Source organism: Nocardia sp. NPDC047038 (assembly GCF_040644075.1).
GTDB lineage: Bacteria > Actinomycetota > Actinomycetes > Mycobacteriales > Mycobacteriaceae > Nocardia > Nocardia sichangensis.
On the sequence record NZ_JBEYVQ010000001.1, the window covers coordinates 118,469 to 139,827 of the forward strand.

21 protein-coding genes are annotated in these 21,359 nt (G+C 69.0%); 10 read left to right on the forward strand and 11 right to left on the reverse strand.

The window, feature by feature from the left end:
• Positions 1 to 58 precede the first annotated feature (58 nt).
• Entirely contained in the window at positions 59 to 1,300 is a 1,242-nt protein-coding gene (locus ABZ824_RS00575; protein ID WP_355079896.1) for a serine hydrolase domain-containing protein, read from the reverse strand.
• A gap of 194 nt (positions 1,301 to 1,494) precedes the next feature.
• Between ABZ824_RS00575 and ABZ824_RS00580 the strand changes: the two genes are divergently transcribed.
• The 5 genes from ABZ824_RS00580 to ABZ824_RS00600 all read left to right on the forward strand — a co-directional run bounded on the left by ABZ824_RS00580 (position 1,495) and on the right by ABZ824_RS00600 (position 6,740).
• Complete coding sequence (locus ABZ824_RS00580; RefSeq protein WP_356960821.1) at positions 1,495 to 2,478, forward strand: LLM class F420-dependent oxidoreductase; 984 nt, start codon at positions 1,495 to 1,497, stop codon at positions 2,476 to 2,478.
• A 128-nt stretch (positions 2,479 to 2,606) separates the two neighbouring features.
• Positions 2,607 to 3,458: a response regulator transcription factor gene (locus ABZ824_RS00585; RefSeq protein ID WP_356960822.1), complete on the forward strand. Its 852-nt coding sequence runs from the start codon at positions 2,607 to 2,609 to the stop codon at positions 3,456 to 3,458.
• A gap of 136 nt (positions 3,459 to 3,594) precedes the next feature.
• On the forward strand, positions 3,595 to 4,815 hold the full coding sequence (locus ABZ824_RS00590) for a cytochrome P450 (RefSeq protein WP_356960823.1): 1,221 nt from the start codon (positions 3,595 to 3,597) through the stop codon (positions 4,813 to 4,815).
• Positions 4,809 to 6,008: an MFS transporter gene (locus tag ABZ824_RS00595; protein ID WP_356960824.1), complete on the forward strand. Its 1,200-nt coding sequence runs from the start codon at positions 4,809 to 4,811 to the stop codon at positions 6,006 to 6,008. The genes ABZ824_RS00590 and ABZ824_RS00595 overlap by 7 nt, the downstream gene beginning before the upstream one ends.
• Positions 6,009 to 6,029: 21 nt before the next feature.
• Entirely contained in the window at positions 6,030 to 6,740 is a 711-nt protein-coding gene (locus ABZ824_RS00600) for a hypothetical protein (RefSeq protein ID WP_356962403.1), read from the forward strand.
• A 45-nt stretch (positions 6,741 to 6,785) separates the two neighbouring features.
• Here the strand turns inward: ABZ824_RS00600 and ABZ824_RS00605 are convergent, their stop codons facing one another.
• The 4 genes from ABZ824_RS00605 to ABZ824_RS00620 are packed head-to-tail and all read right to left on the reverse strand — an operon-like array spanning position 6,786 to position 8,540.
• On the reverse strand, positions 6,786 to 7,115 hold the full coding sequence (locus tag ABZ824_RS00605) for a ScnB (RefSeq protein WP_356960826.1): 330 nt from the start codon (positions 7,113 to 7,115) through the stop codon (positions 6,786 to 6,788).
• A complete protein-coding gene (gene scnC, locus ABZ824_RS00610; RefSeq protein ID WP_355079885.1) occupies positions 7,112 to 7,822 on the reverse strand; it encodes a thiocyanate hydrolase subunit gamma in 711 nt (236 codons plus the stop codon). Before scnC ends, ABZ824_RS00605 begins: the two co-directional genes overlap by 4 nt.
• Entirely contained in the window at positions 7,819 to 8,118 is a 300-nt protein-coding gene (locus ABZ824_RS00615) for an SH3-like domain-containing protein (protein WP_356960827.1), read from the reverse strand. Before ABZ824_RS00615 ends, scnC begins: the two co-directional genes overlap by 4 nt.
• Positions 8,115 to 8,540 carry a hypothetical protein gene (locus tag ABZ824_RS00620; RefSeq protein ID WP_355079882.1) on the reverse strand — a complete coding sequence of 142 codons (426 nt, stop codon included), beginning with the start codon at positions 8,538 to 8,540 and terminating at the stop codon, positions 8,115 to 8,117. The genes ABZ824_RS00615 and ABZ824_RS00620 overlap by 4 nt, the downstream gene beginning before the upstream one ends.
• Before the next feature lie 635 nt (positions 8,541 to 9,175).
• On the opposite strand from ABZ824_RS00620, the gene ABZ824_RS00625 reads away from it, so the two are divergent.
• A complete protein-coding gene (locus ABZ824_RS00625) occupies positions 9,176 to 9,982 on the forward strand; it encodes a VOC family protein (RefSeq protein WP_355079880.1) in 807 nt (268 codons plus the stop codon).
• A 196-nt stretch (positions 9,983 to 10,178) separates the two neighbouring features.
• On the opposite strand, the gene ABZ824_RS00630 is transcribed toward ABZ824_RS00625, so the two are convergent.
• Both ABZ824_RS00630 and ABZ824_RS00635 read right to left on the reverse strand, forming a co-directional pair.
• A complete protein-coding gene (locus tag ABZ824_RS00630; protein WP_355079878.1) occupies positions 10,179 to 10,850 on the reverse strand; it encodes a response regulator transcription factor in 672 nt (223 codons plus the stop codon).
• A complete protein-coding gene (locus ABZ824_RS00635; RefSeq protein ID WP_356960830.1) occupies positions 10,847 to 12,010 on the reverse strand; it encodes a histidine kinase in 1,164 nt (387 codons plus the stop codon). The genes ABZ824_RS00630 and ABZ824_RS00635 overlap by 4 nt, the downstream gene beginning before the upstream one ends.
• A 220-nt stretch (positions 12,011 to 12,230) precedes the next feature.
• Between ABZ824_RS00635 and ABZ824_RS00640 the strand changes: the two genes are divergently transcribed.
• Entirely contained in the window at positions 12,231 to 13,154 is a 924-nt protein-coding gene (locus ABZ824_RS00640) for a sterol desaturase family protein (RefSeq protein WP_356960831.1), read from the forward strand.
• A 91-nt stretch (positions 13,155 to 13,245) separates the two neighbouring features.
• Here ABZ824_RS00640 and ABZ824_RS00645 read toward each other — a convergent pair whose 3' ends face one another.
• Positions 13,246 to 14,052: a nuclear transport factor 2 family protein gene (locus ABZ824_RS00645; RefSeq protein WP_356960833.1), complete on the reverse strand. Its 807-nt coding sequence runs from the start codon at positions 14,050 to 14,052 to the stop codon at positions 13,246 to 13,248.
• Between the two features lie 277 nt (positions 14,053 to 14,329).
• On the opposite strand from ABZ824_RS00645, the gene ABZ824_RS00650 reads away from it, so the two are divergent.
• Positions 14,330 to 15,679, forward strand: a complete 1,350-nt coding sequence (locus ABZ824_RS00650; RefSeq protein ID WP_356960834.1) for a TIGR01777 family oxidoreductase — start codon at positions 14,330 to 14,332, stop codon at positions 15,677 to 15,679.
• Positions 15,680 to 16,042: 363 nt separating this feature from the next.
• On the opposite strand, the gene ABZ824_RS00655 is transcribed toward ABZ824_RS00650, so the two are convergent.
• A complete protein-coding gene (locus ABZ824_RS00655) occupies positions 16,043 to 16,888 on the reverse strand; it encodes a MerR family transcriptional regulator (protein ID WP_356960836.1) in 846 nt (281 codons plus the stop codon).
• Positions 16,889 to 17,127: 239 nt separating this feature from the next.
• Between ABZ824_RS00655 and ABZ824_RS00660 the strand changes: the two genes are divergently transcribed.
• Complete coding sequence (locus ABZ824_RS00660; RefSeq protein WP_356960837.1) at positions 17,128 to 17,751, forward strand: lipocalin family protein; 624 nt, start codon at positions 17,128 to 17,130, stop codon at positions 17,749 to 17,751.
• A gap of 157 nt (positions 17,752 to 17,908) precedes the next feature.
• Positions 17,909 to 19,234, forward strand: coding sequence for a deoxyribodipyrimidine photo-lyase (locus ABZ824_RS00665; protein WP_356960839.1), 1,326 nt, complete (start codon positions 17,909 to 17,911; stop codon positions 19,232 to 19,234).
• A 10-nt stretch (positions 19,235 to 19,244) separates the two neighbouring features.
• On the opposite strand, the gene ABZ824_RS00670 is transcribed toward ABZ824_RS00665, so the two are convergent.
• Both ABZ824_RS00670 and galE read right to left on the reverse strand, forming a co-directional pair.
• On the reverse strand, positions 19,245 to 19,805 hold the full coding sequence (locus ABZ824_RS00670) for a hypothetical protein (RefSeq protein ID WP_356960840.1): 561 nt from the start codon (positions 19,803 to 19,805) through the stop codon (positions 19,245 to 19,247).
• 375 nt (positions 19,806 to 20,180) lie between these two features.
• Complete coding sequence (gene galE, locus ABZ824_RS00675; protein ID WP_356960841.1) at positions 20,181 to 21,158, reverse strand: UDP-glucose 4-epimerase GalE; 978 nt, start codon at positions 21,156 to 21,158, stop codon at positions 20,181 to 20,183.
• Positions 21,159 to 21,359: the final 201 nt, after the last annotated feature.

Below are 21,359 nucleotides of genomic sequence, written 5' to 3' on the forward strand. Positions count from 1 at the left end.
CAAGCCAGCAGCCGCGGCGGGACGCCGATCGCGACCGGCGCCCCGCTCGCGATCGGCGCTAGTCGACCACCGCGGCGTGCACGAGCTGGCGCAGCCGCGAATACAGCGGCAGCGCCTTGGACGGGAACAGCTGCGGGAACGCCATCGCGGTGATGCGCTTGACCGGATCGACGAAGAAATAGGTACTCGTGGCGGAATACCAGGAGAATTCGCCGGGCGTCGCGATGACCTTGGTGGCGGCCGGATTCTCGGCGGTCAGGAAGCCGAAGCCGAAGCCGAGGCCGTCCAGGGTGGTGAGCGCGGGCAGCACCGGGCGACCGATCGCGCCCAGGTCCGCGCCCCCCGGGAGCTGGTTGGTGGTCATGTATCTCACCGTCTGCGGCGACAGCACGCGGCCGCCGTTCCATGCGCCGTTGTGCAACAGCATTTGCAGGAAGTGATGGAAATCCGCGGCGGAGGTGATCAGGCCCGCGCTGCCGGACAGCCAGCTCGGCCGCTGCGTCGGATCGCCGCCCGCGAGCACGTCGTTGCGCACCGCACGCCCCGTCGCCGGATCGGCCATGTAGATCGCCGCCAGCCGGTCGACCTCCTCGGGCTCGATCCAGAACTTGGTGTCGTGCAGGCCGAGCGGATCCAGCACCCGCTCGGCGAACACGCGGTCGAGCGACTGTCCCGACACCACCTCGAGGAGTCGGCCCAGGACGTCGGTGCTCACCCCGTAATTCCATGCGGTGCCCGGCTCGAACAGCAGCGGCAGCGTGGCCCAGGTGTCCACGGCGGTGGCCAGATCGATGCCGGGCGGAGCGCTCCACTCGAAGCCGCGCTGGACGTACAGCTCGTCCACCGGATGGGAGTGGTGGAAACCGTAGGTGAATCCCGCGGTGTGGGTGAGCAGATGCCAGATGCGGATGGGTTCGCGGGCCGGCTCGGTCTCCAGGTTGCCGCCGCCGAGTCGTTTGTAGACGCGGACGCCGGCGAGCGAGGGGATGTAGTCGCTGACGGGGTCGTTGAGCCCGAACGCGCCCTCCTCGTACAGCGCCATCGCCGCGACCGAGGTGAACGGCTTGGTAAGCGACCACGCCCGGAACAGCGAATCGGTCGCCATCGGCAGTTCGGCCTCGGCGTCGCGATGTCCACCGGTGCCGACGTGCACGACCTTGCCGTCGCGGGCGATGATCCCGACCCAGCCCGCCATGCGGCCCGCGTCGACGAGCCGGTCGAGGTAGTCGTCGAAGCGCCGCAGCCGCGCGGGATCGAACCCGGCCTCGGTCGCATCGATTTCGATTTTGATTTCCGACATGAGGTGATTCCTGCCTTTATCGCGTACCGGGAATCCGGAATGATCCGGCCCGGTACTTGCCAAGCCGACATCGAGAATAGTAGCTTTAGTTCGATAGATGTACAACTATCGAACTTGATTGCGGGCCAACGCATTACAACAGCGCGGTGCCCGGATAGCGCCCCGATGACAATGATGTGGGAGGTTGGTTTCTCATGCCCCGATACGGAATCACGCTGCCGTTGCCGCTGGTTTCGCTGCCCGACCATCGCGTGATCTTGGAGCAATTGGCCGACCTCGGTTACACCGACGCGTGGACCGGCGAGTTCGCCGGCGTGGACGCCTTCACCCCGCTGGTGCTGGCCGCGGCCTGGGGGTCGCCGAGCCTTCGGCTGGGGACGGCGGTGGTGCCGGTCTACACGCGCGGTCCCGCTGTGATCGCCCAAACCGCTTCGGCGCTGGCCGATCTCGCGCCCGGCCGGGTGGTCATCGGCGTCGGCTCCTCGGGCCCGCAGTTGGTCACCGGAATGAACGGTGTCCCCATGGCCGAGCCCTACCGCCGGGTGCGCGACACGGTCCGCTTCCTGCGGCAGGTCTTCACCCACGGCGTCGTGACGGGTCCGTTCGACACCATCGACTTCGAGGGCTTCCAACTGGGCTATCCGGCCGCGGAACCGCCGCGGATCATGGTCGGCGCGCTGCGCACGCGGATGCTGCGGCTCGGCTTCCGCGAGGGGGCCGGATCGATCACGAATTTTCTCGCGGCCGAGGACATTCCGACCGTCGTGCGAGCACTGGGCGAGGACCGGGGCCGCGGTGAACTGGTGGCACGCATCTTCGTGTGCCCGACCGAGGACGTCGAATACGCCCGCGCGGCCGGGCGCCGGATGCTCGCGCACCTGTTCACCCGCCCGTCCTACCGCGCCTTCCACGAATGGCTCGGCCGCGCCGAAGTGGTTGCCCTGGTGAACAAGTACGTCGACAGCGGCGATCCGCTGCGGGCCGCGGCGGCGATCCCGGACCAGGTCGTGGACGGTATTCTCATCCACGGCAATACGGCGCGGTGCCGCGAGCAGATTGAGCGCTACGTCGACGCCGGCGTCGACACGCCGGTCGTAATGCTCCAGTCGTCACCGGAGTTGCTGGCCGGTGGGCCGGCCGCGGTGTGGCGCACGGTGCGCGAGCTGGCCCCGCGATGAGGCGGGCGGCGGTTGTGGGACGATCGTCGAATCCTCGAACAAGATTAATATTCTCGGAGATCATTAATAGCGACGGAATTTTTAGTAGAAGTGCGCACCTGTTGCCGCACACGTGGGCCTGTGTTAGTTTGACAGATATCGATCTTGCCGGTAGCCATCTTTTGATTTCGCGTTATCGGGAAGATCGTCGGATTCTCAACAATCGGGACCCACCTATAACTACAGAAGCTTGCGGGGCGCAGATGAAGTTGTTAGGCGCAAATCACGAGACCGGCGAATTCGGCGAAGATGCCGGACGGAACACGGCGGCGGCTCGAGTAGTGGTGGTCTGCGGGGAGCAGATCATGCGCAGCGGACTGGTTTCTATTCTGCGTGGCATGCCCGACCTCGGCTGGGTCGGGCCTGCGACCAACAGCCAGGCGGCGTTGAACATGGTCGCGGCGGGCAAGGCGGATGTGGTCGTGCTCGACCACTGTGCCAACCCGGGCTGGGACGGGCCCGCGCTGGCCGCCCGGTTCACCGGCATCCGTCCCGACCGCGGTGTCGGTGTGGTGGTGGTGTCGGACGGCACCGACAGCGAACTGCTGCTGCGATATCTGCAGGCCGGCGCCCGTGGCCTGGTCTCACGGCGTTCCAGTGCCGTCGATCTGGTGAACGCGGTGGACAGCGTGATCCGCGGTGAGGCGCTGCTGTCGCCCTCGATCACCCGGCTCGTGCTCGAGGCGACGGTGCCCTATCTGCCCGCGGCCTCGACCCGGTCGGTCACCGCTCTGGACACGTTGACCCAGCGCGAGCTGGAAATCCTGATCCTGGTGGCCGACGGATTGTCCAACAGCGAAATCGCTCAAGTTCTGCACGTCAGCTACAAGACCGTGAAATTCCACGTGTCGAATATCTTGCGCAAGTTATCGGTGCGCACTCGAGCGCAGGCGATCGTCTATCTGCGGCCGAGTGTGGCCATCACCTCACAAGCGGGCTGACGACCGCGGCGCCGAGTTTCCGTCTTGTTGGCGGGGGCCTCGGCTGCTATCGTTTAGTTCGAGAGTTTTGAAACTGTCGAATCGTGTCCGATTCGGTTTCCCTCACCCTCCTTCGGCTCTGGAAGGAAATATCCCGATGACTGAAATCGTCGAAGAAGATCTCGACTCCTATCCCTTTCCGCTCGGCCCACTCGGCGAGCCGCCGGAACGCTTCTCCGAGCTCCGCGCGCAGTGCCCGGTCGTGCGGGTCCGCATGCCCAGTGGCGACACCGCCTGGGCGGTCACTGGATACGACGAAGTCGTTGCGGCGCTGTCGGATTCGCGACTGTCCCGCGCGGCCCTGCGGGAGCCGGGAGCCCCGCGCGTGATCAAGGGCCCCGACTTCGGAGACAATCCCTTCAATCTGCTCAGCCAGGACGGCGCCGACCACCGGCGGCTGCGGCGGCTGATCTCGCCGGCCTTCACACCCAAACGCGCCGAACAGAAGCGGCCGCGGATCCAGGAGATCGCCGACGAACTCGTCGACGCTCTCGAAGCGGGACCGCGTCCGGCCGATCTGCACCACGACTTCGCGGCCCTGCTGCCGATCTGGGTGATCACCGATCTGCTCGGCGCGTCGCGGGAGCGCCGGGCCGACATCCAGCGCTGGACCGATCATCTGGTCAGCATCACCGCCCACACGGCCGACGAGCGGCTGCGGGCCAGGGACGAGTCCGCGGCCTATGTCGTCTCGCTACTGGCCGAGCGCCGCAGCGCGCCCGGCGAGGACCTGCTGTCGGACCTCATCACCGCGCGCGACGACGGGGACCGCCTCTCGGAGCAGGAATTGGTTTGGCTGACAGTGAATCTGCTGGTCGCAGGGCACGACACCACGGTGAGCGCGCTCAGTCGCGCGACGTATCAAATACTGCGGCACCAGGATCAGTGGGCCTCTCTGGTCGCGCACGTCGATGACCGGGAGGTGGTGCGGCACGCGGTGGACGAACTGCTGCGCTACGCGCCGCCCTCGGAGATCGGCTTCCTGCGCATCGCCACCGATGATCTCGAGGTGGGCGGCGTCGCGGTGCGCAAGGGCGAGGGCGTCATCCCGATCATGCATGCCGCGGGGCGCGACACCCGCCACGTTCACGATCCGGACCGGCTCGATCTGTTCCGCGAGGATGTCAAACATGTGGCGTTCGGGCACGGCAGCCACTTCTGCCCGGGTGCGGGCCTGGCACGGCTCGAACTCGAGATCGGGCTGGCGACCCTCGCGCGGCGGCTGCCGGAATTACAGCTGGCCGTGCCGCCGGATGACGTCGAATGGTCCAGTGGACTGCTGACCCTGCGACCGAAGACGCTGCCGGCCCGGTGGTGACCTCGGCGGCCGGCTCCCGGGCCCGCGCCGTCCCGCAATGGCGTTGGCTGACCGTGCTGGCCACCTGCGCCTGTCTCGTCGGGCTGGACGCACTGGTCGTCTCCCCGCTCGCACCGCGGATCACCCACGAGGTGGGCGCGCCGCCGCGGGTGGGCGGGCTGCTGGTCACCGCGTACGCCCTGGCCTATCTGGTGGCGGGTCCGGTCTTCGGGCCGCTGTCGGATCGGTGGGGCCGGACGCGGCTGATGACGCTCGGGCTGGCCGTCTTCGCGGCCGGCACGGCGGCGACCGGATTCGGCACGAATTTCATTGTATTGCTGGGCTTTCGAGTGCTCTCGGGCGTCGGCGCGGCGATGCTGGTGCCCGCGATCCTGGCCCATGTCTCGGGGCAGGTGCAGCCGCGGCGGCGCGGCGCCGCGATCGGCGTGATCGTGGGCGCGATGATGGGCGCGTCGGTGGCCGGCGTGCCCGCGGGTGCGTTCCTCGCCGGCGCGGTGTCGTGGCACTGGACGTTCTGGGGCATCGGCATCGCCGCCGCGGCGCTGCTCGTACCGCTCACGAGGCTGGTGCCAGGTGGTGCGCCCCCGGTGGCGGCCGGTGACGCGCCGATCCGCGCGGCGCTGGGCGATGCGGCGGTGGTGTACACCCTGCTGTGCACGTTCCTGTGGACCGCGGGCCTGCAGGGGATGTTCGCCAATGCCGGGCTCTTCTACGCCGACAACTTCGGATTGTCCACGGGCGCAGTCGGTCTGGCGCTGGCGGGCGGCGGCGCGATGAGCGTCGCCGGGAATGTCTGCGGCGGGCGGCTGGCCGATGCCGTCGGCGGCCGCCGGGTCGTCGCGGTGGCCACGCTGGTGGCGGCCGCCTCGGTCCTCGCGTTCTCGCTGTCCACCGGGTCGCTGGTGGCGGCCGTCGCGGTCCAAGTGGTCTGGGGCGGCGCGGTGGGACTTGGCCAGTCGGCGCTGACGACGCTGGCGGGCACCCTGCGGCCGCAGGCCCGCGGCACGGTGCTGGCGCTGAATTCCTCGCTGCAGTACGGCGGGATGATGGCGGGCACCGCGGCGGCAGCCGCACTGCTGCAGGCCGATTCGCCCTTCTGGGCGGTCGGAGCGCTGTGCTCGGTGTGCAGCGCCCTCGTTTTTCCGGTGGTCACCGTGCTGCTGCCCGTGACCACCGATTCGGACCCCTCGTAAGTCAATTCACTCCGAACAAGGATCGAAATGAAGAAGATACTTGTGTCGACGGCGCTTGCCGTCGCCGCGACCACGACCGCCGTGAATCTCGCCCAGGCGGCTCCCGCAGCGGGCGACGAGGCGGTGAACTACACCGCCGCCACCACCCCGCAGGCGGTCACCGTCACCACCGACGGCGGTTCGCTCACCGCCGACGACGGCGTATTCAAGATCACCGCGGCCGACGGCACGGTGCTCGCTGGCACCGAGTTGTCTTTCCGGGTAGACGATTTCATCTTTCCGATCACCGCGGACATCGCCGGTCACACCGCCACCCTGACGCCGCGATTCGACCTCGGCCACGCCGTCTACCGACCGGTGGCACTGCCTTACGAGGACTCCGCTCCCTGGAAGACCCCGTACGACCGCGAGGTCGCGGCCTGGAGCCGGATGACATCCACCATCGCCGCGGGCGCCACGATCGGCACCCTCGTCGGCGGCCTCACCGGCGGAGCCGTCGGCTGTGTCCTGGGCGGCATCGCGGGCGCGACGGTGGCCTCGGCCGCGATCGTCGGCCTGTTCGGCGCGTTCCTGCCTGCCGCGGCGGTGGGTTGCGTGGGCGGCATTCTCGCCATCGGAGCGCTGGGGACCTTGGTCGGGCAGCTGCTGGTGACCGCGCCCGTAGCGATCCTGGCGGCCTCGCAGTACTTCACCACGATCAACCAGCCGTTCAACCCGGCGCCGACGAAGTAGGAAGACGCCGACGGCTCGCAGCCCACGGGCTGGTTCCGAGGGGCGCTACTGCCGGTGGAATCGCTCCCGGACGGCGTCCATGCGGGCGCGTAATTCGTCCGGGCTGATCACGCCGCGATCCATCAGGGTGTGCGCCGTGACGACGACCGAGCGGGTGCGTACCGGGAAGTCGCGATAGATCGTCTCGCCCAGTGTGTCCTCGGCGTGGCGGCGTTCCAGGTTGTCGAACGCGCCGCGCCACGAGAGGCATTCGCACGTGGCCTGCATGCTGGACTCCCACGGGTCGGGTTTGCCGTCGAGCTCGGGCAGCGAGGTCTCCCGGTGCGACGCGGGGTCCAAGGTCTCCAGCAGGACTTCGTACGGACCGCTCGTCACGGGCGCCCCTCCTTCTCGGCGGCGGCTTCGACTCGGTTCGGTGGCTGCTGTGCGGTCCAGTCGGCCTGGGGCAGCGCCACGCCGATCATCGTGTCCCGGGTGACGATGGCGGCCAGCTGTTCCTCGGTCCAGCCCTCGGTGCCCTCGGGGCGCATCGGCATCACCATGAACCGCGACTTCTGGTTGGAGTCGTGCACGCGGATCTCGACGTCGGGCGGGAAGTGCAAGCCGAATTCGGCGAGCACTTCCCGGGGCCAGCGCACCAGGCGGCGACGGTAGTTGGGCGTGCGATACCAGTCCGGGGACATCCCGAGCACCGGTCGCGGATAGCATGAGCACAGCGTGCACACGATGACGTTGTGCACCTCGGGCGTGTTCTCCAGCACGTAGAAGTAGGTGTAGTCGCTCGGCGTCCCCGATCCGGTCGGATCGCGCCAGTCGATGCCGATCTCCTTGCACGTCTCGGTGCCGTCGGCGAGCAGGCGGGCTTTGAACTCGGGGTCGGTCCACGCCTTGGCGACCAGCTTCGATCCGCCGTGCGGACCCACCGATTCGGCCCACTCCGCGAACCTGCGGTGGTCTTCCTGGGAGAAGAGCCCCTTCTCGATGGCGAGTTCCCGCACCGCCGTCTCGAGCACCTCGAATTCGCTGATCTCCTCGCTGGTCCGGATCGGCGCGTGCGCGTCGTGATCGTGGGTCCGGCTCACTGGGCATCCTCCTCCGCGGGCTCGAGCCAGCGCTCGGAGACCTCCGTCTCCAAGGTGTCGACGTCGAAGCCGGTGTATTTGGGCCATAAATCCTTCTGGCGGAATCGCACGACGTAGAACGGCTCGACGCGACCGTCGTCCCGTCCCCATGCCTCGTCCTCCGGGATGATCCACTCCGGCCGGTACTCGACGACGACACCGATGTGCCCGCGGGTGTAGGCCTGGGTGCGGGTGTGGAACATCGACGTGGCGTCGCGGACGCGCACACGGTCGCCGATCCGGTATCTCCTGCTCATGTGCGCGCCTCCATTCGTGCGCGTACTTCGTCCAGCTTGGCCGACAGTTCGTCGGGGGTGATCAATCCCTTGGCGACCAATGTCTTCGCCGCGACGGTCGCCCAGCGCGCGTAGTAGGGGAGACCGAAGTACAGCGTCGCGCCGAGGTCGTTCTCCGCTCGCCTGCGTTCCTCGGAGTTCCATACGCCGCGCCAGCCGAGGCATTCGCAGGTGACGTACGTGCTCATCTCCCAGGCCTCTTCCTCCTTCTCCCGGTACTCGACCGGAGTGTCCGGCTGGCCGCCCACGTCGTGCAGAACGTGTCGGAGGGCGGCGAACAACGCGTTCGAGATCTCGTAGGGCGAGTCCAGCGGCTCGCGAAAGACCGGTGCGAGGTCCGCGACGCGATGCTGCAACTCGTCGAATCGGTTCGGTGCGCTCATCATGTCTCCGAAGTGACGGATCCGGGGTCCACGGCGGGGCGGTTGCGGCAGGTGTGCTCGCGCACGCCTTCCCTCGTAGGAACTGGAGGGGGAACGAGCGCCATGGAAACTCCAACGGGACGGCCCGCCCAGCAGGCGGGTGCAGTCGGACGACGGGTGTGACCCCAGTCACAATCGCATGGTTCGGATACCGAGCGTACACGTCGAGATCGATTTGCTGAAGGATGCCTGTGGCGCGGCGAAGACGGGCGCGCCCGGCTCGGAGATTTGCGCTGCCGACCCTCTTGACTAGCGGAAAATGTGGAGGAAACTAGTCATTACACCGGAGCACCGGTAGGTGAGCGCACTGTCAGCTGAGACGTCGGTAGGCAGTGAAGACACCGACCCAGGATCCGGCTAGGCCCCCGGCAAGCCAGTCGCAAAACCGGAGACTCAGCGACGACTGAGGATCACGGAAACGACGAGACTACCGGGGACTGATCTGTGTAGGGGGTCTTTCGCCTGGTCTCAGGCTCGCGAACAGGACCGGAGTGTCGGCTGAATCGGCCCACTCCAACGGAATGCTGATGGTTGACTAGCCGTGTGCCGGCTGTCTCGGCCGCACATTCGGCAACCCGTATCAGGAGGCACCCGCAATGCCCACTCATGACGGAAGCTGGCCGCAGGGAACACCGTGCTGGGTCGACTGCCAGGTCGACGACCCGGCGCGCGCCCGCGAATTCTACGGCGCACTCTTCGGCTGGGAGATCCAGGACAGCCCGCCCGAGGCGGGGGGATACCTGATGGCGATGCGCAACGGCCGCGCGGCCGCGGGCATCGGACCCAAGCCGGAAGGCATGCCGATGCCGTCGGTGTGGACCACCTACCTCGCCGCCGACAGCGCCGACGCCATCGCGGAGAAGGTGAACGCCGCGGGCGGTTCGCTGATGATGCAACCGTTCGACGTACTCGATGTCGGCCGCATGGTCGTCGGCGCCGACCCCACCGGCGCGGTCTTCGGGATCTGGGAGGCCAAGGCCCACAGCGGCGCGGGGGTATACAACGAGCACGGCGCCTACTGCTGGAACGAGCTGCACACCAGCGACTACAAGAAGGCCCAGGAGTTCTACGCCGATGTGTTCGGCTGGCAGTACTCCGAAATCGGCGACGGCGAGAATTTCGTCTACTCCACCTTCAGCTTGCCGCAGGGCGGGGACGCCGTCGGCGGCATCAACGACTCGACGAAGATGCCGGGCGACAACCCGTCGTATTGGCTGGCCTGGTTCCAGGTCGGCAACACCGATGACGCGCTCGCCAAGGCGCGCGATCTCGGCGCCACCGTCATGTCCGGACCCGACGACAGTCCCTTCGGCCGCATGGGCCTCGTCCAGGGGCCGCAGGGTGAGGTCTTCGGCCTCATCGACCCGACGACGACAGTCGGGGAGCCGCCGACCGGCGCGTGAGTCGTCCGGCGGCGACAACCGAGCCGCTGCGCTCGGTTGTCGCCGCCGGAGCAATCGTGGTTTCGGCGGGGGTGTCGACGGACTCCGCGGCTCGCGGCGCGGGAGCGTAGGGCCCGGTCGACACGGTTCATGAACGACGCTCGTGCCGAAGGGTGCGACGATTCGTCGAGGTCCAGGCCACGGTCGGTATACCGGGTCAGTCGGAGCGCGCCGATTCCGGTGACACCAGACCGTGCTGATGGGCGTAGACAACGGCGTGGATGCGATCGCGGACACCGAGTTTGGCCAGGATGCGGGAGACGTGGGTCTTCACCGTCTCCTCGCCGACGCCGAGCTGCGCGGCTATCTCGGCATTGCTGCGCGCGTCGGCGAGCAACAGCAGCACCTCCAGTTCGCGGGCGGTGAGCTGATCGACCTCCGGTGGGGTGCGCGGCGGTGCGAGCGTGGTCGCGAAGCGGGAGACCAGACGGCGGGTCATCGACGGATCGATCAGCGCGTCTCCGCGCGCCGCGATCCGGATGGCCGTGACCAGTTCTTCCGGCGGCAGGCTCTTCAGCAGGAACCCGCTGGCGCCCGCCTGCAGTGCGCGATACAGGTTGGCTTCGCTGTCGTAGGTGGTGAGTACCAGGACGTGCGTGCCGCCCGCGGCCACGATCGCGGCGGTGGCGGCGAGCCCGTCCAGTTTCGGCATCCGGACGTCGAGGATCGCGACATCCGGTCGTACCCGGGCGGTCTCGCTGATCGCGGCGCGGCCGTCGCTCACCTCGGCGACGCAATCCAGATCCGGCTGACTGTCGACGACGGCGCGCAGGCCGGAACGGAACACGCTGTGGTCGTCGGCGATCAGGACGCGGATGGGCAGGTTCACGATCCTCCGATCGGCACCGACACCGTGGTGTGCCAGTGCGTGGCGTCGCGGCCGTAGTCCAGGTCGCCGTCGAACAGCTCGGCGCGGCGGCGGATTCCGTTGAGGCCACGCGGTACCGAGGTGTCCGCGGTGACCGGTTCGGGGGCGAGGGGATTGGTCGCGCGCAGCACCACCCGCTTGGGCAGGTACTCCACCTCCAGTCGCGCGTGCGTACCGTCTCCGTGCCGCAGCGCGTTGGTCAGCATCTCCTGCACGATGCGGTACAGCGTGATGTTCAGCGAGTCCGGCAGTTCCACCGCCTCGCCGCGCACGCTTGTCTCGACGTCCAGCCCGGCCGCGCGGACGTGCTCGATCAGCCCGTCGATGTCGGCCAGTCCCGGCTGGCGCTGCCCCTCGTCCTCGTGGCCGTGCAGCAGGTCGAGCTGGCGGCGCAGATCGACCATCGCGGCCCGGCTGCTGGACTCCACCGCGGACAGCGACCGGGCGGCGGCCTCGCTCGCCGTGCCGCCGAGGGCCAGCCGCGCCGCGCCCGCGTGGATGCCGATCGCGCTGACGTGATGCGAGATCACGTCGTGCAGGTCGCGGGCGATGGCGGCCCGCTCATCGGTGACCGCGCGCTCCACGGCCGTCCGGTGCTCCTGCTGCCGCAATCGGGCGCGCTGCTCCAGATCGGCGATGTAGGCGCCGCGCGCCGCCGTGTAGCGGCCGACCAGCCACGGTACGCAGCCCGCGGAGACGGTCGCGGCGAGCAACAGCCGCCAGTCGTGCGCCGCGGCGCTGTCGGTGAACAGGTGCGCTCCCGCGACTCCCGCGCACAGCAGCAGCATGGTGAGCACGGAGGTCGGCCCGGCGAGCCATGCCCCCGCGCGATATCCCGCCACCAGGAACCCGACGTCGGCGAATCGCACCGGGAATCCGTGCCGGTACAGCAGCAGCGCGGCCAGGAGCCGGACGAGCACTTGCACCGCCGCGACCACGCCCGCCGTCCGGGGCGGCGCGGCCAGGGCGAGATCGGCGGCGACGATCGCCGTCACGGCGGCGACCGTCTGCCACGGCGCCACCGCGAACACGCCGCACAGACCGAGCACCACCGCGTCGATTGCGGCGGCCACCACGGCGACCACCACCGACTGGCGAGCCAGCGACCTGCTCACGTCCACCAGTTCGTCACCGCCTCCATTCGGTTCCGGTGCCGAGCCCTGAAGGTGATCCTAATGATCGGGCCCCGTCCGGAGACGCCGCACGGACGACAACTCTGCCCGGGTGCGGACGCGCCCGCGTCCCCCGTGCGGGGGACGTGAAGTCCCTCGTCGGCGCGATGTCTTCCCAGGCCCGAGCCCGTAGCGTCGGGGATCGACGGCAGACGAAGAAGGAGTACCCATGGGCCGTGTGGAGTTCGAGTTGCTGACCTACGCCATCCCAGCATTCGCGGCGCTCATGCTGGTCGAGTGGATCGCCTACCGCCGTGATCCCGACCGATCCGGCAACGGCGGATCGGCCCGCGATACCGCATCCAACGTGACGACGTTCACGCTGGGCAGGCTGGTCAAGCCGCTGATGCAGCATCTGGTGCCGTTCTCGGCGGTCGTCGTCGCCGCGGCGATCACGCCGCTGCACCTGTCGCCGCGATCGTGGTGGGTCTGGGTGCTCGGCTTGATCGTGACGGATCTCTGCTACTACTGGGCGCACCGCGCCGATCACCGGGTCCGGCTGATGTGGACCGCGCACAACGTGCACCACTCCAGCGAGCACTTCAACCTCTCCACCGCGCTGCGCCTCTCCTGGCTGCATCCGATCCCCAACATCCTGCGTGGACTGGCGTGGGTGCCCGCGGCGCTGCTGGGCTTCCCGGCCTGGATGATCTTCCTGTTGCAGGGCATCGGGCTGCTCTACCAGTTCCCGATCCACACCCAGCGGGTCCAGACGCTGCCGCGCCCGATCGAATTCCTGTTCAACACCCCGTCGCACCACCGCGTGCATCACGGGTCGAACAAGCCCTACATCGACAAGAATTACGGTGGCATCCTCATCATCTGGGATCGCATGTTCGGCAGCTTCGCCGCCGAGTCCGAACCGGTCCGCTACGGCCTCACCAAGAACATCGGCACCGACAATCCGCTGAAGGTCAACTACCACGAACTGGCGGCGCTGATCCGCGACGTGCGCGGCGCGAGCACCTGGCGCGGGCGGCTCGGGTACGTCTTCGGCCCGCCCGGCTGGACCGAGCACCCCGCACCACCTGCCTCGATCGAGCCGCCGGTCCGCGCCGAGGAGCACGTCCCAGCCGTGCGACTCGCGTCCTGATCGACTGGTGACGGGTAGCCGGGCGGCACCGGCCGTCCGGCTACCGGCGGCATTGGTGCCGTTCGAAACCGGCGGATGACGTGAGCCCGGATCAGACGGAATCGAGATAGAACCGCAGACTCGTGATGCCGTCGCCATCGGTCGCGAACTCCACGACCGCGACTCCCGGTATCGCGCCGAGCCGCACACTCGCCGTGACGGTGCGTCCGGCGGCGATCACCTTGCTCCAGCGCATGTTGCGCGCTCGATTCGTGAACTCCTCCACCGACACCGGTGTGCCCGCGGGCAGTTCGATGTCGACCCGCTGCCCGAGCAGCTCGCGCACGGCGCTGAGGTCGGTGCTCGCCGCGGCGGCGAAAAGCCTTGTGGTAGCCCGCTTTCCGCGACGGCCCACGCCGCCGAGCGCCCGCAGCATGCCCAGCGCCCCACCGACGCCCTGGTTGACGATCAACTGCGGTCCGAGCTTCAACGCGGCGGCGAGCCCGGGCAGCCCGGTGCGCAACAGCTGCCAGATCATGCCCGCCAACTCCCAGTGCGCGGCCAGGTAGGCGATCTTCCAGACGCCGTCCTGTTCCACCAGCCGATAGCGCAGATGCATCGGGACCGAGACGGTGGCGCCGGTCGACATCGTGGTGACGATGGTCAGGTCGCGCAGCACCGTCGGCGGATGGACCAGGTCGCGGTCGACCCGGAACGCGATGGTGTTCGGCCCGATGAAGGTGTCGTAGAAGCGTTCGATGGCGGCGCGGCCGACGTGCGGGCGCGAGCCCACCGGGTCGTTGACCTCCGCGTCCGGGGCGAACAGGCCGACCCACGCGGACTTGTCGTGCGCGGCGACCGCGAGCGGCGACGCCTCGACGGCCGTCAGCAGCGCTGCGCTCGAGTGATCCAGCGGCATGGCAGAACCTCCGTCGACGTGAGCCGGACTCGACATATGGTAGAACAAGTTCTAGTTTTGGCGTCGCGTTCCGGTGTGTCCGCGCTGGTCGTCTCCGCACGACAAGGGAACTCGATGGACTGATCCACCGGGGGGCTGCGCCGCTCGCGAATCTATCGAGCCAGATGGATTGCATCGGACCAATTTGTCGCGGGTAGTTTCCTGCGGTTTTTCGGGAAGTTTGGCTGAAACGATGCGGAAACGCTGCGTTTGGGCGATTTCGGGCTACAGTCGGGTCATGGGTATCGAGTACGCGAGCGTCATCGATCTACCCCGGTCCGAGGTTTTCGCCTGGCACGCGCGCCCCGGCGCCATGACCCGCCTGGCGCCGCCCTGGCAGCCGGTGTCGCCCCGCGCCGAATCGGACTCGCTCTGCGACGGGCGGGCGGTGCTCGGACTGCCCGGCGGCCTGCGCTGGGTGGCCCGGCACGATCCTCGTGAGTACGACCCGCCGCGCCGATTCGTCGACGCGGTGACCGTCGACGGAATCGGGTCGCTGCCCGCCGGGCTGCTGCCGTGGCGGCACACCCACGATTTCGAGGTCGTCGACGAGACGCGCACCCGGGTGGTGGACCGGGTGGACGCGCCGGTGCCCGCCGCGGTGCTGCGCCCCATGTTCGCCTACCGTCACCGGCAGCTCGCCGACGATCTCGCGGCCCACGCGCGGGCGGCGGAGGCGGGGTTCGTGTCGAAGACCGTCGCGGTGACCGGAGCATCCGGCACGGTCGGTTCGGCACTGGCCGCGTTCCTGTCCGCCGGCGGGCATCGCGTGGTGCGGCTGGTCCGGCATCCACCACGCGCCGCGGACGAAAGACAGTGGGTCACCGCGGATCCCGCGCCGGATCTGCTCGACGGCGTGGACGCGGTGGTGCATCTGGCCGGCGCTTCCATCGCGGGCCGGTTCACCGAGGGACACAAGCGAGCCATCGCCGACAGCCGGATCGGACCGACCCGCGCACTCGCCGAAATGGCGGCCCGGGCGGCGGTGCCGGTGTTCGTGAGCGCTTCCGCGATCGGCTACTACGGCGCCGACCGGGGCGACGAGGCGCTGACCGAGCAGTCGGCGCGCGGTGCGGGCTTTCTCGCCGACGTGGTCGAAGGATGGGAGGCCGCGACGGCGCACGCCGCGGAGGCGGGGGTGCGGGTGGTGCGCGTGCGCACCGGAATCGTGCAGTCCTCGCGCGGCGGCACGCTGCGGCTGTTGCGCCCGTTGTTCACGGCCGGGCTCGGCGGGCGCATCGGTGACGGTCGACAGTGGCTGTCGTGGATCGGGATCGATGACCTGATCGACGTCTACCATCGGGCGCTCTGGGATACCGGGTTGTCGGGTGCGGTCAATGCTGTTGCACCGCAGCCTGTTCGGAACGCGGAGTACACCAAGGTCCTCGCGGGTGTGTTGCATCGGCCCGCATTGTTTCCGGTGCCGGGGTTCGGTCCGGCGCTGCTACTGGGGCGCGAAGGCAACCGGGAAGTGGCTTCGGCCAGTCAGCGTGTCGTGCCCGCGCGACTGACCGAAGCCGGTCACCCGTTCCGTGCCCCGGCGCTGGAACCGGCACTGCGGCACCTGCTCGGCAGGCCCGCGGACTGACCTCGGCGACATCGAGGGAGACGCCTGAGGCGGTTCTGGATCCGGCGGGATGTCGTTCATGGGCGAGTGCGCGTCCGGTCGGTGGCCGCAGTCGACGCGAGGCGTCGCGAGGCGAGGGCTGAATCGTGTTACGGCGCATCGCTGCCGACGGGCGGCGAGAGCTGGGGCGGCGGTGGCGTGTGCTCGATCATCGCCCGTATTCCTACTGTGGCGCTGCGACAGCGATACGCCTCTCGGCCACGCATCAATTTTGCATCGATATTGGGAGCAGAATCGGTGCCTTCAGTCGTCGATCGGATCCCACATGATCTGCGCCGGAGAACGATCCGCGGCGAGTGTTCCGTTCCGGCGTATCTCGACGCCTCAGGCGAGCAGGTCGGCGGCGTCGAGCAGGCTGTCGACACGTTCCACGCCGTCGGGGAGGAAGACCGCCTCCCAGCCGGGGCCGCCGACCAGGACTCTGGCCCCCGCGCCGAGGCACGCGCGCACCGCGGAGGTCAGCGCGGTGGACTCCTGCTGCGACCACAGTAGCACGGCGGCGGGGTCTTCGAACCGGGCCAAGGTGTCGGCGAGCGCGGCGGCGGGCACGTCGGCGCCGAGCATCCGCGCCCCCACGCCGCGTTCGGCGAGGGCCGCGCGCAGCACCTCCAGCGGAAGCGAATGCGTTTCCCCGCTGGTGCAGGCGAGTACCACCGGCGTCGTGCCGACGGGCGCGGACGGCGGGTTCGTCCGGTGCAGCACCGAGATCACGCACCAGGACAGCAAGTGCTCCACATCGATGCAGCCCTCACCGCTGAGCTGACGGTCGACGATGTCGGCGAAAGCCGGTCGGCACAGCAGATCCCAGGTGTCCACCACGCCGAACGCGCGGACATGCGCTTCGATTCGATCGGAGACCGCGGTGGTGTCCAACGCGAAGGCCGCCTCCAGCAACGATTCGCGGCGCCCGAGGGTGGGCGCTGGCCCGCGCACCGCGGCGGCCGCGCCCGCCGGGCTGGCGCCCCCGCGGATCAGGGTCAGCATCCGCTCGAGCATGGCGATGTCGGCCTCGGTGTACAGGCGGTGCTTGCCAGGGCGGTGCTGCGGCGGGCCGATGTCGTAGCGGCGGTTCCAGCTGCGCAGCGTCGCGGTCGGGATACCGAGGCGTTCGGCGACCGCGCGCACCGTGTATCCGGCCGCGTCGGACACGGGGACGGGACCGGCGGGCATCGCACTATTCTGCCCGCCGCCGACGGGATTCGTTCCACCCGGCCGGTCGAGGGGTCCGCGCGGCGGCGCCACGTCATCCTCGAGCTCGGGCCGGGCGGTCGCGCGTGAGCCGACGGGCTGTCGCCGTGAGCCGGGGCGCTGTCCGCGGTGTCATCGGTCCTCCGGGAAGAGCTGGTTGCATCAATTATGCATCGTTCTATGCTAGTGTTGACCGCGTCGCCGATTTCCGAGGAGTTAGCGTGCACCGTCGCAATCTGCTGCGTACGTCCACCCGCCTGCTCGTCGCGGCGGTGTCGGCCCTGTCCGTCACGGCGCTGGCGGCGGGCGGCGCCTCGGGGGAGCCCGGCCAGGTCGCCGGGCCCGCGCCGGTGCCGCGCCTCGAACTGGAGCGATATCTGGGCACGTGGCGTCAACTCGCCGCCATCCCGCAGTACTTCAACCTCGCCTGCGCGCGGGACACGCAAGCGAACTACGCGCTCGATCCGCAGGGCAATATCGCGGTGCGCAACACCTGCACCACGTGGGCGAACACACAGAACGAGATCAACGGCACCGCGGTGGTGAACGATCGGGAGACCGGGGCGCAACTGCACGTCAGCTTCCCCAGCGTGCCGACCCAAGACGCCTTGGACGGGCCGACCAACTACATCGTCACCGCGCTCGGCCCGGACTATTCGTGGGCGGTGGTCACCGACCCGAGCCGGGCGTCCGGATTCGTCCTGGCTCGCGCGGCGTCGCTGGAGGCCGATGCGTGGCAGCAGGTCCGCGCGGCGATCACCGCTGCGGGCCAGAACACCTGCCTGTATCTGACCTCACCGACGACAGGCGGTGAGTCGCGCATCGTACCGCTCTGCGCGGGGTGATCCGGCGTGTTCGGCGCTCGCGAGGGTCGCGTCGCGCGGTATGGCTGAGCCGCCCGATGCCGTCCCGGCGCGGCCCTCATGGGCGCCGAGCACGAACCGCACCGTCCGAAGGAGGCTCGAGAATGACCATTCGCGCCGCATGTCGGGAGCGTGCGCGGTGACCGCCACGATCGCTTTGTTCACCCGCGACCTGCGGGTGCGAGACAATCCGGTGCTGACCGCCGCGCACCGGGAGGGCGCCGAGGTGGTGCCGCTGTTCGTGCTCGACGACGCCATCCTCTCCGGCCGCTTCGCCGCGCCCAACCGAGCCAGGTTCCTCGCCGCCGCCCTCGCCGAGTTGGACGACGAACTGCGCGCCATCGGCGGCGGCCTGGTCGTGCGCCGCGGTGACGTGGCCGCGGAGGTCGATCGCGTGGCGGCGCAGGTGCGCGCCGCGAGCGTGCACGTCGCCGCCGACGTCAGCGGCTACAGCCGCCGGCGGGAACGCGCGCTGCGCGAGCTTCTCTCCCGCCGCGACTGCCTGCTGCACACACATCCCGCCACCGTCACCGCCGCCGATCCGGAGACGCTGTTGCCCGCCACCGGTCGCGACCACTTCGCGGTCTTCACCCCGTATTTCCGGCGCTGGTCCGACGCGCCACAGCGCAAGCCGCTGAACAAGCCGCGCAACCTCACGGTGCCGCGAGTGTCCGGCCTGCCGCTGCCGGACGCGGCCGAGCTGTGCGCGGGCCCGACGTCGCCGCAGCTCACGGTGGGCGGTGAGACGACGGGCCGGAAGATCCTGCGCGACTGGTTGTCCGGGCCGGTGGAACACTACGCGCGCGACAACGACGACCTCGCCGCCGACGCCACCTCACGGCTGTCGCCCTACCTCCATTTCGGCTGCTTGTCGCCGGTGGAACTGGCGCACCGGGTCGACATGTCGACCGAGGGCGGCCACGCGTTCGCCAGGCAGCTGGCTTGGCGCGACTTCTACCACCAGTTGCTGGCCGCCCGCCCGTCCGCGGCCTGGTCGAACTACCGTCCCCGCTCGATCCGCTGGCGCGACGACCAGCAGGCGGTCGACGCCTGGCGGGACGGGCGCACGGGGCACCCGGTCGTGGACGCGGGCATGCGGCAGTTGCGCGCGGAAGGCTGGATGCACAACCGGGCACGCCTGATCACGGCCAGCTTCCTGACCAAGTCGCTGCTGGTCGACTGGCGGGTCGGAGCGGAGCACTTCCTGCGCTGGCTGGTGGACGGCGATCTGGCGAACAACCAGCTCAATTGGCAATGGGTCGCGGGTACGGGGACCGACACCAGGCCCAACCGGGTGCTCAATCCGCTGCGCCAGGCGCAGCGCTACGACCCGGACGGCGCGTACGTCCGGCGCTGGATTCCGGAGCTGGCGCAACTACCCGGTGCGCGCATTCACCGACCGTGGCGGGAAAACGTCGATCCGGCGGACTATCCGGCGCCGATCATCGACGTCGTCGGGATGTAGTGGGGCCGAGTCACCCGGACAGCTCGTTCGGCGGCTGCGCGACGAGCACGGCGTCGGCGACCGACTCGAAGGCTCTGATCACGTTCTCCAGTTCGTCGCCGACATCCCGCATCCCGGCGATCGCCGCCAGATCGTCGATGTCGAAGTACCACCGTGCGAACAAGCGGCGGAACGCGTCGTCGGCGTCGCCCGCGAGCCGCAGGATCTCGGCGCGATAGCGCGCCGCCGCGACCGGATCCCACGGTGCCGCGAACGATCGGGCCGTGTTCCGGCCGCATTCCTCGACGATGCCGATGATCTCGGCGAGTTCGTCCGCGAGCGCCGTCACGCGGTGCCGGTGGGCGAGCTCGGCTGTCGCCGCGAGGTGGACCACGACATCGCGCAAAGCGCGGGTGAGATCGCAGTTCGGCTCGCACGCGATGTCCTCGGCGAGTGCCGAGAGCCGAGCGTGTACCGCGTCGGGAACGACGGGGAGCATGTCGAGCATCGCCGCGGCCCGCCCGACCGTATCCGCCGCCCGCCGAGAACAGTCGTGCGAGTGTCTCCGGGCCAACGGTTGCGACGATGTCACAGGTGCTCCTGACGGTCGATCGAAAGGTTTGGCGCGCGGCGACGTTCCGCCCCGCGGTCGCGACCGGTGCCGCGACACAGATGATTCGAAGAGCGAGGACACGCGGATCAAGCCGCCTCGACCACCTGGGTTCCCGCGCGAGCTTGGCGAATCCCGTTCGCGCGCGTTTGAATTGATGTGTCGAGGATTTGCCATGTCCGAGGAAAGGGGCCTGTCATGGGCACCGTCGAAATCGCGATCACCATCGGCCGCATCGTGGACACCTTGCAGAAGGCGCTGATCCTGCTCATCCTCTGAGCGACTCGTGTTTCCCGGGCCCGCCGACGAAGGTTGCCCGGGAATCACGGAGATTCGCTGGATCGTTCTCCCGGTCGATCAGTCGCCGTGCACCGACCGGTGGAACTCCCATGCGTCGGAGACGATGTCGGCGAGGTCGGGGCGCTGTGGCTTCCAGCCGAGCCGGGTCCCCGCTTTGCCGCTCGCGGCCACGCAGACGGCCGGGTCACCCGGCCTGCGCGGGCCGTAGTGGACCGGGAAGTCGCGTCCGGTGACTTCGCGCACCGTGTCGAGCACCTGCCGGTTGGAGTACCCGCTGCCGTTGCCGAGGTTGTACACCTCGTATTCGCCGGGACGGATGGCCTCCAGCGCCAGCAGGTGCGCGGCGGCCAGATCGGCCACATGCACATAGTCGCGGATGCAGGTGCCGTCCGGCGTCGGGTAGTCGGTGCCGTAGAGGGTGAACGAATCACGTTGTCCCGCAGCGGCTTGCAGCAGGATCGGGATCAGGTGCGACTCCGGCTCGTGCCGCTCGCCCAGGTGCGTGTCACCGGTGACGACGGCGCCGGAGGCGTTGAAGTAGCGCAGCGACGCCGCGCCGAGTTCGCTCGCGCCGCACTCGCCCGCGATCATCAGGTCCACCGTCGCCTTGGTCGCCGCGTACGGGTTGGCCGGACGCACCTCGGCGCTTTCGTCGAAGGGTGTGCTGCCGTCGCCGGTGTACATCGACCCGGTGCTGGAGAAGATCAGGCGCGGGGTGCCCGCGGCGCGAACGGCGCGCAACAGGGCGAGCGAGCCTTCGATGTTGTTCCACCAGTACTTCTCCGGATTCGCGACCGATTCGGCGACCTCGATCTTGGCGGCGAAGTGCAGCACGCCGTCGAAGCCCGCCGCCGGGGTGAGCACATCGGCGACGCGGTGGACCGACAGCTCGTGGAACGTCGCGCGCGGGGGAAGGTTCGCCGGGAAGCCGGTGGACAGGTCGTCGAGAATCACCACTTCATGGCCCGCGTCGACGAGTTGATGCGCGACGACGCCGCCGATGTAGCCGGCGCCGCCGGTGACGAGAAGCTTCACGGATGTCCTCTCCTTGGGGTGGCTGGCGGAAGATCTCAGAGTAGGCCGTGACGAGGGCGCCGACGGCCGGGTCCGGGTTCCGAACCATCATCGCGTCCGAGCCCGGCCGGGGAACGCTGTCGAAGCTGTGAATTCGCTGGAGATATCGATCCGGCTGCCAGCTATTTCCCAGCGCAGTATCGGGCTCCCTCGAGATCCCGG